This is a genomic window from Polaribacter sp. HL-MS24 (assembly GCF_032758595.1).
In the GTDB taxonomy this organism is placed as follows: domain Bacteria; phylum Bacteroidota; class Bacteroidia; order Flavobacteriales; family Flavobacteriaceae; genus Polaribacter.
In genome coordinates this window covers 38170-50372 of record NZ_CP136415.1, presented here as the reverse complement: position 1 = coordinate 50372, position 12203 = coordinate 38170, and the positions used below count along the sequence as shown (strand labels likewise).

At 35.1% G+C, this 12203-nt stretch carries 10 protein-coding genes and 1 pseudogene; 3 read left to right on the top strand and 8 right to left on the bottom strand.

Annotated elements, in window-relative coordinates; all coding sequences use genetic code 11:
* The first annotated feature begins 104 nt into the window (after window positions 1–104).
* The 3 genes from RRF69_RS11715 to RRF69_RS00250 are packed head-to-tail and all read left to right on the top strand — an operon-like array spanning window position 105 to window position 2774.
* Entirely contained in the window at window positions 105–314 is a 210-nt protein-coding gene (locus RRF69_RS11715; RefSeq protein WP_410479461.1) for a hypothetical protein, read from the top strand.
* A gap of 20 nt (window positions 315–334) precedes the next feature.
* Entirely contained in the window at window positions 335–1813 is a 1479-nt protein-coding gene (locus RRF69_RS00255; protein WP_410479460.1) for a sodium:solute symporter, read from the top strand.
* The gene (locus tag RRF69_RS00250) at window positions 1794–2774 is read left to right on the top strand and encodes a Gfo/Idh/MocA family oxidoreductase (RefSeq protein ID WP_316940005.1); all 981 of its coding nucleotides are present in this window, start codon (window positions 1794–1796) and stop codon (window positions 2772–2774) included. Before RRF69_RS00255 ends, RRF69_RS00250 begins: the two co-directional genes overlap by 20 nt.
* Here the strand turns inward: RRF69_RS00250 and RRF69_RS00245 are convergent.
* The 8 genes and pseudogenes from RRF69_RS00245 to RRF69_RS00210 form a co-directional block, all read right to left on the bottom strand.
* The gene (locus RRF69_RS00245; protein WP_316940004.1) at window positions 2771–4006 is read right to left on the bottom strand and encodes a DEAD/DEAH box helicase; all 1236 of its coding nucleotides are present in this window, start codon (window positions 4004–4006) and stop codon (window positions 2771–2773) included. The genes RRF69_RS00250 and RRF69_RS00245 overlap by 4 nt on opposite strands.
* A 106-nt stretch (window positions 4007–4112) precedes the next feature.
* Window positions 4113–4757: an alpha/beta hydrolase gene (locus RRF69_RS00240; RefSeq protein WP_410479459.1), complete on the bottom strand. Its 645-nt coding sequence runs from the start codon at window positions 4755–4757 to the stop codon at window positions 4113–4115.
* 5 nt (window positions 4758–4762) lie between these two features.
* A complete protein-coding gene (locus RRF69_RS00235) occupies window positions 4763–6022 on the bottom strand; it encodes a dihydroorotase (RefSeq protein WP_316940003.1) in 1260 nt (419 codons plus the stop codon).
* Entirely contained in the window at window positions 6019–7584 is a 1566-nt protein-coding gene (locus RRF69_RS00230; RefSeq protein ID WP_316940002.1) for a hypothetical protein, read from the bottom strand. Before RRF69_RS00230 ends, RRF69_RS00235 begins: the two co-directional genes overlap by 4 nt.
* 25 nt (window positions 7585–7609) lie before the next feature.
* Complete coding sequence (locus RRF69_RS00225) at window positions 7610–7969, bottom strand: BatA domain-containing protein (RefSeq protein WP_316940001.1); 360 nt, start codon at window positions 7967–7969, stop codon at window positions 7610–7612.
* Between the two features lie 76 nt (window positions 7970–8045).
* The gene (locus tag RRF69_RS00220; protein WP_316940000.1) at window positions 8046–8810 is read right to left on the bottom strand and encodes a TIGR02757 family protein; all 765 of its coding nucleotides are present in this window, start codon (window positions 8808–8810) and stop codon (window positions 8046–8048) included.
* A pseudogene (locus RRF69_RS00215) lies at window positions 8810–9476 on the bottom strand (ABC transporter ATP-binding protein). The gene RRF69_RS00220 and the pseudogene RRF69_RS00215 overlap by 1 nt, the downstream one beginning before the upstream one ends.
* A gap of 135 nt (window positions 9477–9611) precedes the next feature.
* Complete coding sequence (locus tag RRF69_RS00210; protein WP_316939999.1) at window positions 9612–12092, bottom strand: DUF5916 domain-containing protein; 2481 nt, start codon at window positions 12090–12092, stop codon at window positions 9612–9614.
* Between the last annotated feature and the right edge of the window lie 111 nt (window positions 12093–12203).

Here is a 12203-nt window from a genome sequence, read left to right as displayed (position 1 = left end):
ATCAAAAGTACATTTGGAAAAAAGCATATACACTGGTTTTAGTTTTGAACCTTCTTTATTTAATTGCGTTTTATTTCATTACTAATTATTTTATCGTTTAATCTATGGAAATTACAAGTAAATTACATGCTATAGATTGGATTGTATTAAGTATTACCTTGGCGTTCATTGTAATTTATGGGACCTATGTTACCCGAAAAAACAAGAACGTAACTGATTATATCAAAGGAGGAAGCGATAGTAAATGGTGGACTATCGGTTTGTCTGTGATGGCAACACAAGCCAGTGCAATTACTTTTCTATCAACCCTATAGGTCAAGCATTTCATAGCGGAATGGGTTTTGTACAATTCTATTTTGGCTTGCCGATCGCAATGGTGATTATTTGCTTGGTTTTTATTCCTATGTATCACAAGCTGAAAGTCTATACTGCTTATGAATTTTTAGAAGGGAGATTCGATTTGAAAACAAGAAGTTTGACGGCAATTTTATTCTTAGTCCAAAGAGGTTTGGCAGCTGGAATTACCATTTTTGCACCCGCAATTATTTTATCGGCAGTATTGGGTTGGGATTTGCTAAGTCTAAATATTATCATCGGATTTTTAGTGATAATTTATACTGTGTCTGGTGGAACCAAAGCAGTAAATGTGACACAAAAGCAGCAGATGGTGGTAATTTTTATTGGAATGGTAATTGCTTTTTATATGATCATGAGTCAGCTTCCAGCGGATATTACTTTTTCAAAAGCACTCGATATTGCAGGGGCAAGTGGGAAAATGAAGGTTATTGATTTTTCATTCGATTTATCCAATCGATATACCGTTTGGACAGGAATTTTGGGAGGGACTTTTTTAATGCTGTCTTATTTTGGAACCGATCAAAGTCAGGTGCAACGCTATTTGTCTGGAAAATCGATTCGTGAGAGTCAGATGGGAATGATTTTTAACGGATTGTTAAAAGTCCCCATGCAGTTTTTTATCTTGTTGATAGGGGTGATGGTTTTTGTGTTTTATCAATTCAATCCATCTCCTTTAAATTTCAATCCAAGAGCTGCTGAGGAAGTAGTAAAATCAGCTTATGCATCAGGATACAAGGAATTGGAAGCCGAACATATTGAAATAGAAAATAGTAAAAAAATAATTCTTGCAGATGGTTTTCAACGGGAAGAAACCGCTCAAATTCAAGAGTTAAATAGTAGAGATTTGGAATTGAAAGTAAAATCGAAACTCATTATTGATCAAATTGATCGAGAGCAGCCTTTGGAAAAAATAGAGTCGAACGATAAGGATTATGTTTTTATTCATTTTATTTTGAACAATCTTCCTCGTGGTTTGATAGGCTTGTTGTTGGCCGTTATTCTCTCCGCGGCAATATCTTCAACTGCATCAGAACTTAATGCCTTAGCAAGCACTACAGCCATCGATCTCTACAAAAGAAACCGGAAAGAAGAAAAGAGTGAAGCTCATTATGTAAAAGCGACGAAGTGGTTTACATTAGGTTGGGGAATTCTTGCCATTTCGGTAGCCTGTGTGGCGAATTTATTTGATAATTTAATTCAGTTAGTCAATATTATAGGATCTATTTTTTATGGAAATGTCTTAGGAATTTTCTTGCTGGCATTTTTTGCTAAATTTGTAAAAGGAACCCCAGTTTTTATTGCTGCATTCATTACTCAAGCCCTTATTATTGGAATTTTTATTTTGGATTGGCTGCCGTATTTATGGTTAAATTTACTGGGATGTATTTTAGTGATGGGGATCGCAATCGGGATTCAACTATTTAATAAACAAAAAAATGAATCAGAAATCGCTTAAGAATATACAATGGGGCATTATTGGGCTTGGGAAAATCGCTCATAAATTTGCTTCGGATCTTGCTGAGGTGCCCAATACATTCTTGTATGCTGTTGCTTCCAGAAGTCAGGAAAATGCCAATGCATTTGCACACGAATTCAATGCTTCAAAATCCTATGGTTCCTATGAAGATATGGTGAATGATCCAGAAGTAGATGCTATTTACATAGCCACACCTCATTGTTTTCACAAGGAACATGCTTTGCTTTGCTTGCAGCATCAAAAAGCAGTTTTGTGTGAAAAGCCTTTTGCCATGAATTTGCATCAAGTTTCTGAAATGGTTACTCTCGCTAAAGCCCAGAAAGTTCTATTAATGGAAGCCTTGTGGACGTATTTCTTACCACATTATACCTTTGTTTTGGAGATCGTCAATGAAGAACGATTTGGGAAATTGATTGGCTTAGAAGCCGATTTCGGGTTTTATGCTCCTTTCAATCCTGATAGTCGAGTATTTAGAAAAGAACTTGGCGGGGGGAGTCTGCTGGATATTGGAATCTATCCCATTTTTGCAGCCTTATCTACTTTGGGGGTTCCAGAGCACATAGAAGCAAGTGCTACTTTTTTTGAAAATGGAGCTGATGCGAGTTGTGATATGATCTTTCAGTATCCCAACGCACATGCAATTTTAAAGAGTACTTTTTTGGAAGAAACTCCCACTGAAGCCATTTTTACGTTTGAAAATGCAAGTATTCAGATTCACAGTCGTTTTCATGAGTCTTCAAGAGTTCGAATTTTTCATGATGGAAATGAAGAAATTCATGATTTTGAACGAAAAACATTAGGTTACAGCTACGAAATTGAACACTTCAATCAGCTTTTAAGAGCTGGTAAAACAGAAAGCAATTTGATGACGTTTGAGTTTTCTAAAAACCTCATCAAAACCTTAGATGCGGTTCGAGAAAAAATAGATTTAGCCTATTAGTACCAACGTTTTTTATTTTTTTTTGAAGCTTCTGACTTTCTTCCTTTTTTGTGTTGACTGATCGTATTGGGTTGTACTTTTTGTTTTTTTGATTGTACTAAGGGGTAAGGATGATCTGTAATTACTTTAATAGGTCTTTGAAGTAATTCTTCAATACTTTTGATATAAGTATTTTCATCGGGGCTACAGAATGAAAATGCAATTCCAGATTTCCCAGCTCTTCCTGTTCTACCGATTCGGTGGACATAGGTTTCAGGGATGTTTGGGATGTCAAAATTGATAATAGCATCGACATTGTTGATGTCAATTCCACGAGCAGCAACATCGGTAGCAATAAGTATAGATGCTTTTTTATCTTTAAAATCCTCTATGGCTTTATTTCTGGTTAATTGCGTTTTTTCACCGTGAATACTGGTGACCTTATACCCGTTTTTAGACAGTGTTTCTTCTAATTTGTCAACACCAATTCGAGTTCTTCTAAAAATAATAATTTTTCCGTTGATGGTATTTCTTAGTAAGTGTAAACAGATATCTGTCTTCTTTTTCTTTGGCAAATAGTACAGAAGTTGTCCAATGGTTTTAGCCGTTGTTTCTGAGGGGTTGATTTTAATAGTAACAGGGTTTTTTAAAATCGTTTTGGACAATTCAACAATTTTCTCTGGTATGGTAGCGGAAAATAATAAGCTCTGTTTTTTACGAGGACACAAACTTTCAATTTGAGTTACATCGGTGATAAAACCCATGTCTAACATTAAATCGGCTTCATCCAATACAAAAATTTCAATGCCACTCAAATCGATGGCACCTTGTTTTTGTAAGTCAATGAGTCTTCCAGGAGTTGCAATTAAGATGTCAACACCATTGTTTAAGATCTCTTTTTGGGGTTCTAAAGAAACTCCACCATAGACAGCAGTGGTTGTTAAATTACTGTATTTACTATAACTTTTAAAATTGTCTTCAATTTGTAAACACAGCTCACGGGTAGGTGTCACGATTAAAGATTTTATTTTAGAAAATTTTTCATCGTTGTCTTTTCTTTCAGATAATAATTGAATAATGGGTAGGGCAAAGGCAGCTGTTTTTCCAGTTCCAGTTTGTGCAGATACGATGACATTTCTCTTGGCCAGTATAGCCGGAATTGCTTGTCCCTGTACTTGGGTAGGTGTGTGAAATCGTTCTTCGGAAATCGCTTTTAAAATGGAGGGATGAAGCTGTAAGTCTGTAAACTGCATTTGGGTCTTTTTTTTAGCAAAGGTAGTCTAAATGAGGCTATCGTTTTTGTGAAATTGATTTATAAGAAGACGGTTTTTTAAGCAATTCAGAGGTTTCTTAAAAAAATTACAAACGTTCCTCTATCCAAGCTTTGAAACTAAAGAAGTTTTGAGGTGCAACTCCGTGGCCCACTGGATATTCGGAATAACAGTTCTCAATATGTAGATTATTTAAGATTGGTGGGGCCTTACGTGCCCATTCTACAGGGATTACTTGATCTACTGTTCCATGGGAAATATAGTAGGAAGTTTTGATGTCTAAGTCTGCCATGTTGTCTGGTAGTAATTCCTCGTTGATGTACCCACTTAAGGCAACTAGGTAGTTTACTGAATTGGGATGTAAAAAACTGAGTGCATAGCTTAAAATAGTTCCCTGACTAAAACCGAGTAAAAAAGTTTTATTTGGATCTGTATTGAATTTCTGTTTGATTTCATTGATGAAATTCGCAATATGTTCAATCGAAGTTCTGGCTTGTTCTAAGTCTGAATATTTTTCATTAGCAGTGTCGAAGTTAATCGCATACCAAGCATAACCACCATTTCCCATTTCGTAGGGTGCTCTTGCACTCACAATTAAAAGTTCTTGTGGCAGTTCTTCTGCAAAAGAAAATAAATCTTGTTCATTGCTTCCATATCCGTGCAATAAAATCAATAATGGGGGATTCTCGACGGCACTTTTGGGCTGTCGAACAATATATTCTAGAGTTTTCACGATGGCTATTGTTTAAGAATGAGTTGGTTTTTTGCAATAATTCCGTAAACACTTCCTTTTAATTTCTTGTCTATAAAAATACTGTTCTTGGAAGTTGATAAGAGATCACTCGTTGAAAAAGTGTAATTTCCTTCTGGATTAAAAAGGGTAAGATCTGCTTCACTACCTTCTGCAATGATTGGAATGGTAATTCCAAACCGTTGTCGAGGTTTGATGGTAATGGCTTCAATAAATTCAATGGGATTCAAAATGGAATTAAGAGCACCAAACAAACTTTCCAAACCAACGGTTCCATCAATAGCTTCGCTGAACTCCACTTTTTTGTGTTCAATGTCTATTGGGTTGTGGTCAGATGTAATGATGTCTATCACGCCAGAAACAACTCCTTTGAGTAGTGCTTTGGTATCTTCTTTGGTTCTCAAGGGTGGGTTGACCTTGTTTTTGCTATCAAAGCCATGTAATTCGTCGTCGGTTAAGACCAAATGGTGAACAGCAACACTGCATGAAATGTCCAAACCTTTGTTTTTTGCAGCTTTGATAAGTTCTACCGATTTTTTAGTAGAAATGGTCGGGATATGCAATTTACCCCCTGTGTATTCTAGCAAAAACAGATCGCGTGAAATTTGTATGTGTTCTGCTAGTGCTGGAGCTCCTTTTAGGCCCAGTCGTGTACTATTAATGCCTTCGTTGGCAATTCCTTCTGAAGCTATCGAATTGTTTTTTGGGAAGCTGAAAATGATTCCTTCAAAATTCTGTGCGTATTGAAGTGCAACTTTTAGTAAGTTGTCGTTTGCAATAGGAAGGTTGTAATCTCCAAAAGCAATAGCGCCGGATTGTTGCATGTCATACATTTCTGCCATGTCAATTCCTTTGCTATCTTGAGTTAGAGCACCAATAGGATAGAGGCTTGTTGCAAAGCCTTTCGATTTGTTGATGAGAAATTCAATCGCTGACTTGTTATCAATGATTGGGTTTGTGTTGGGGTTCACTGCTACAGCTGTAAAACCACTTTTTGCAGCTACCTGAAGACCGTTTTTGATTGTTTCACGTTCTTCAAAACCGGGTTCTCCAAAAGAGACACTTGTATCAAACCAGCCTGTAGAGACATGTAAATTATCTTTGGAAATTACAGCATACTCTTTTTTAGAAGGGATATTTTCTGCAATCTGGGTAATTTTTCCGTCAATAATTAAAATGTCTTTTATTTGTTGATGGTAGGCACTTGAAGGATCAATAATCGTTGCCGATTTTAGAAGCGTATTCATGATTTGAAGAATTTTAAAATCAAAATTTCTAGCAGCAAAGATACAATTGCTAATGCTAAAAACCATTTCCAAAGCCAATGAACTTCATTTTTTTTGGTATTTTCCATAAAGAGGTCTTGTATGGAGCTAAATACTGAAATGTTTGTATGGTCTTTTGCCAGCGTATTTACATCTAAAAAAGAGAGTTTACTTTCTTCTGTTGGAGGGTTGAAAGCAATTGTTTGTATGGAGGTGTTTCCTTTTGAAATAGTATAAAAATCTTGATTTTCAGGGAGGTCATTCGTGGTTAGTATCACCTTTTTTTGATACTGTTGTTGTAAAGGGATCCAAGAGCCCTTATTGGTTGTGATAGAAAGGATTTCATCTTTTTGTAAGTCTGCTTTGATTGTAATTTTGTTTTCTTGTCCAAGGGAGTAGTACAGCTGTGTAGGTGTCAAGCTCAGTTCACCAAAATTGTAAAAAACGGGAACAATTAAAGGCGAATTTATAAAATTGCTATTTTCTCTCTCTAAAGATGAGGCAATCCAGAAAATGCTATTGGTTTTTGTCTTTATTTCCTTCAGAAAACCTTCATTGTTTTCGTAAGAAATCAAATTATTACTATTGTAAAATGAGGTAGGGAAGTGGTTTTGAGAAGTTGGATATTGAAAATTATCTACCCGTTTGTAAAAAACATTCTTAAAAAAGGGGTGGGCATAGTGAATGCGAGTCATTTTTAGAGGTGTCTCTGTTTTAGCGGAAATGCTACCGACACCAAGTTTTTTAAAAAAGGATGCATACGAATCTAGTTCTAAAAAAGTATTTGGGATAATGACTAGGTTGCCTCCTTGCTTTGAAAATTCTACCAAACTATTTTGTAAAGAAATTGGAATGTTTTCCAGTTCATTTAAAATGATTAATTGTTGATGTTGAAGGTTGTTGTAATTGATCGATTCTGTAGGGTATTGTGTAAAGTGAAATGCTGTGTTGTTGTAGATTTTTGACAAGTATTCCGCACTCTTTCCAATAGCTAAAATATTGATTTTTTCTTCGGGATTAATTGCAAATAAAAATTGATTGTCAAAAATAAAAGTGTCGTTTAAAGTTAGTTTTAATTTTCCTAAAAACTGAGACTTTTTGTCAATTTCAAAAGCGATTGTTTTGATGTTCTTTTCCTCAATAGAGAAGGATTGCTTACTGATGAGTTTTTGATCGTTGTAGAGAGTAATGGGGATGTTATTTTGTGCTTCACCATGATTTCTGATAAGAACGTTTACGATGCTATTGTCAATTGTTGTACTAGCTATAAAAACACTATCGATAGAAAGGTTGTTTTGTGTGCTTGTTGCTAGTTGAACTACAGAAATTGGCTGTGTTACATTTGTAAATTTATTTTTGTAAGTATTTTGAAAATCAGATATTAATGTGTTTTCATATGAAGTATTACTTTTGTTTTTATTTAACGCATCTATTTTTAGTAAAATACTATTTAACTCAACTTTTTTGGAGGTGTTTTTGATGTTGAGAAGACTTTTTTTCAATTCAGATCGAGAAATATTTTCTTCAAAACTATTATTTGTCATCAAGGTATAGCGACTTTTATCAGAGCTATATTGAATGATGTCTTGGGCAGCGACTTTTAATACATCCCCCCTTTTTTCCTTTCGAGTTACTGCTGTAACTATTGTCTAAATAGATAAAATGTACTGGTTGTTGTGTACTGGGTTGTTCGCTAAAATAGGGTTGAGAAAATGCAAAAAGTATCGCAGAAAATAACAGCATTCTTGTCGCTAAAATTAACCATTTTTTGATGCGTGAACTCTTTCGATTTTGGAGAACTAATTTTTGCAAAAAGGCAACATTTGTAAATGCAATTTTGGTGAATTTTTGCAACTGAAATAAATGCACAATAATTGGAATAATTAGGAGTGCTAAAAAGTATAAAACTATTGGGTTTTTAAATTGCATAAATGCTGTGAATATTTGTAAGATGCATCTAAAATAGTATAAAAAAAAGGATTTAAAAACCCTTGTTAATTTCTATTTAAAACTTTTCAAAAACACCTAAGCCAAATAAGGCAAAGTCGTACTTTACAGGATCATTTTTGTCCAATCGTCTTAAATTCAGGTCCAATTCAGCTACAGCCTTCCAATCGTTTTGTTTTCTTAGGAGCAGTCCTAATTTTCTTGCAACATTGCCAGAATGTACGTCTAAAGGACAAGATAGGTTGGCTGGACTGTGACTGTTCCAAAGGCCAAAATCGACTCCAGCTTTGGAGTCACGAACCATCCAGCGGAGAAACATATTGATTCTTTTGGCAGCAGAATTTTTCAAGGGATCAGAAATGTGCTTTTCGGTTCTTGGCAAATGAGGGATTTCAAAAAAATGTTTTTTAAAACGATGGATTGCTGTTTGATAGGTGTCCGTATGGTCAGTAATAGCCAATGATTTTTCTAGTCCTCCACAATGCAAATATATGTGCTGTAAGGAGCGAATAAATTGCTGTAAATCGTTACTATTAAAGGTTCTGTGTACAAAACCTTCTAAGTTTTTTAAATCTTTTTCTTGATGGTTTCGTATAAAATCATAGGGAGAATTGTCAAACAATTCCATCATCTTTGTTGCGTTGCGAATGATCATGGTACGGTTTCCCCAAGAAATAATTGCTGTTAAAAATCCAGCAATTTCGATATCTTCTTTACACGAAAAAAGATGCGGAATTTGAATAGGGTCTGAGGCAATGAAATCAGGATTGTGATAACAGTGTACTTTTTCGTCTAAGAACTCTTTTAAAACCTCTATATCCATTACTGTGAGACTATTTTACCGTCTTTCATGATCAATTTTCGATCTGCCATTTCTGCAAGTTCTTCATTATGAGTAACCAAAACAAACGTTTGACCAAATGTATCTCGCAATTGAAAAAATAATTCATGCAGGTGTTTAGCCGATTCACTGTCTAGGTTTCCGCTGGGTTCATCAGCTAAAATAACTGCTGGCTTATTGATTAGTGCCCTTAGCAACAGCAACTCGTTGTTGTTCCCCTCCAGAAAGCTCATTGGGTTTGTGATGAATTCTGTGTCCTAAACCTAGAAATTCTAAAATTTCTGTAGCATTTTTTTCGGTGGCTTCTTTCGATTTGTTTCCAATATATGCTGGGATACATACGTTTTCCAGAGCAGTAAATTCGGGCAATAATTGGTGAAACTGAAAAATAAATCCGATATGATTGTTTCTAAAAGAAGAGACTTGTTTGTCTGAAAGCTCTTTAAGGGAAATACCATTTAAAGTCAGCTCAAAGCTTTCTTCTTTTAAGGGCTTGTCTAAGGTTCCGATAATTTGTAAAAGGGTAGTTTTTCCGGCACCAGATGGCCCAACAATGGCAACGATTTCTCCTTTTTGGATATGGAAATCAACCCCCTTTAATACTTCTACATCTCCATAATACTTATGGATGTTTTTTGCTACAATCATCGTCTAAAAATCTGAGTAACGAAAGTATTAAAAAAAAATCGGATGGCCTTTTGATACACCTCCAATTTTAATCGAAAAAAAATCCCAGATGATCAGCCTCGAGTAAAGTTCGTTTCAAGAAATTCTTAATTGAAATTAAAAGATCTTTTTGAGTCGATTGTAATCGATAAAATATACAAACCGCACAGAGAACGTATGTTGATTGGATTGATCAAACAAATTTTCTATATTTTTAAAAAAACTTTGATTGGCATTTGTGTTCGAATTAAAAATTGAATTCCGATAAAATGCAATTAATTGACTTAAAAGTGCAAACTGCCAAATATAATTCAAGTCTAAGTTCCAGCTATTAAAGTTGACGTCTTCACCAATATAAGTGGTGTTTGGAAACAACCTTCCATTTGAAAACAAATTGGAATAGCTATGATATTTAACAGAACTCCAATAGTGTCTAAAGCTGAGAGATAGTGATGAAAGGATGCTAAAATTATATTTCCCAGAGATGGAATTGGTGTAATTATTTCGATCTCTAGTTCCAAAAATGATGTTGTTGGTATCTTCATTTACGTATCCTTGGTCATTCAGTGTTTTATTAAAGTTGAGTCTGTAGCTTAATGAAAATTGATTGCTAAAACGATAGCGAGGCGCTAGACTAAAACCGTAATTCGTTTTTGGGTTTTTGGAGTATGCAGTATAATAAGCTTCCATATCCAGTTGAAATAATTTTTGTGAATTTGTAGAAATCCATCCATTGATATTTTTTCTTTCAGGTTGAATAAAATACACTCCACTTGTAGTTCCTTGTCGGGGTTCAAAAAAGTCTTTGGTTTCAGAACCATAATTTAGATTCCCTCCAAACGTAAAGCGGTTTCTTGTTTGCGCATAAAAATTAACCCCTGAATTGTAGCCCGTATAGATGCCAGAAAAGTGTTGGAAATTTAACTGGTTGTATAAAAAAAATTGGTAATTATTGAATTTTTTGGAAGGTTGAAGTGTTCTCCAGCCTGTACTCCCGTAAATGGATTGTTGGTTGTTGGAAAATAAGATTCCTAGATCGTTTGGATTAAAGTCTTTATTTCTAAAGTTATAGCCTACTTCCCAATTCCAATGACCAGAGTTGTAGCCAAAACTATTGTCAAAGGTGTATCCAATATTGGGGTTGTTGATGTCGTCGGTAATATTGCTCATTCCAAAAGAGCCATCGGCATTGTATTTACTGTTTTTTGTTTCTATATGCCAGTCTAGTGCTGTTACGTTTGCGTCTCTAAATCTTCCATCTCTCGTTACGTTGGTATTGATCAGAGAAATCGTTGAATTCTGATTAAATTGTTGGTCTAATACTAAAATATTGAAGTTTGTAAAGGGGCTCAAAACAGTTTCGTAGCGACTCTTTTCAGTAATGATATTTGTGCCTACTTTGGTTTGAGTTGTTTTTTCTATATGTCCTGTTGTTTTTTCAGTAATGGCGTTAAAAAAACCAATTCCAAGTCCTTTCTTGGTTCTACCAGAAATTTTCACGGCATTCAGCATGGTGACTTTTCGTGGAGCATTTACCAGTTCTTCTGTAATTTTGATATTATTTTTAAAATCTTCATCGTTTCTTCTTTCGCTTGAAAATTGATCGATTGGGGCGCCTCCAATCCTTCTAGAGTAAAACAAGTTTCCTTTATTGAAGAGTTCTGTACCTTCAGTAAAAAATTGTCGTTGCTCCGAAAACTGTTGTTCAAAAGGTCCTAAATTGAGTTCAACATCATCAAAACCAACTTGACTGAAATCTGGAATAAGTGTTGCATCTAAGGTGAAGTTTTCTGTCAATCCGTATTTAATATCCATCCCAACACTCCAATCAAAACGGGTTGTTCCTTCAAAAGTTGTGGTGGTTGCAGATGCATAGGGATATAAATTTACTCTTTTGGGAGGAGAAATGTTCTTGAAGCCTTCAATCAAACCATCGTATTGTGTCCAACGCCCCACAGCATTGTTGATGAATGTCCAAGTATGTTGTTCGTTCAATCGTTCCAATCGTCTGTGAAAATTAAATCCCCATGATTGTTCTGGTCTGTTCGCAAAACGCAAACATCTGTATGGAATTTTGATCTCAGCATTCCACCCTTTATCTGTGATTTTAGTAGCACTTTCCCAAACAGCACTCCAGTTAAAATCCTCCCGTCCATTTGATACTTTAGAGTCCCCTTGATTTCCAGTGCTTTGTACTATGAATTCAAAAGGGTTTTGTCCATCATCATTGGGGTTGATCGTTACCAAGAAAAAATCTGCTTGACTGAAATTATCTCGAACTGAAAATTCCATAGGAATTCCTTCTGGATCAGGGTCGAGCATCATGGCTGAGATGTATATTGCTTCGTCATCATAGACTACCTTAACGGTGGTTTGATAGGATGGCGCCACCTTTTTTCCATTATCAGGTCTAAAAACAACAAAGTCAGTCAGTAGTTTGGCATCTTTCCAGGCTGTGTCGTCTAAAATTCCGTCAATTTTTGGTGCTTTTTGGATCCGTGTTGTTTCAACTGTTTTTCTATTTTTTTGAATCTCTTGTGCATTGAGCGAACTTACCATAACAATTGTAAGGACACTTAGTAAACATTTTCTAAGCATTTTTTGAATTTAAAAAACACAATTCAAATTACTTTCTTTTTTACAATAGAGTTATATAAAATTGTGTGTATTCAAATAAAAGACTTTAGTTACTCATTTCTGTTACATTTT

Coding starts and splice junctions, on each gene's coding strand:
- RRF69_RS11715 (WP_410479461.1), top strand. CDS start 105: ATGGAAATTACAAGTAAATTACATGCTATAGATTGGATTGTATTAAGT.
- RRF69_RS00255 (WP_410479460.1), top strand. CDS start 335: ATGGGTTTTGTACAATTCTATTTTGGCTTGCCGATCGCAATGGTGATT.
- RRF69_RS00250 (WP_316940005.1), top strand. CDS start 1,794: ATGAATCAGAAATCGCTTAAGAATATACAATGGGGCATTATTGGGCTT.
- RRF69_RS00245 (WP_316940004.1), bottom strand. CDS start 4,006: ATGCAGTTTACAGACTTACAGCTTCATCCCTCCATTTTAAAAGCGATT.
- RRF69_RS00235 (WP_316940003.1), bottom strand. CDS start 6,022: ATGAATACGCTTCTAAAATCGGCAACGATTATTGATCCTTCAAGTGCC.
- RRF69_RS00230 (WP_316940002.1), bottom strand. CDS start 7,584: ATGACAAATAATAGTTTTGAAGAAAATATTTCTCGATCTGAATTGAAA.
- RRF69_RS00225 (WP_316940001.1), bottom strand. CDS start 7,969: ATGCAATTTAAAAACCCAATAGTTTTATACTTTTTAGCACTCCTAATT.
- RRF69_RS00220 (WP_316940000.1), bottom strand. CDS start 8,810: ATGGATATAGAGGTTTTAAAAGAGTTCTTAGACGAAAAAGTACACTGT.
- RRF69_RS00210 (WP_316939999.1), bottom strand. CDS start 12,092: ATGCTTAGAAAATGTTTACTAAGTGTCCTTACAATTGTTATGGTAAGT.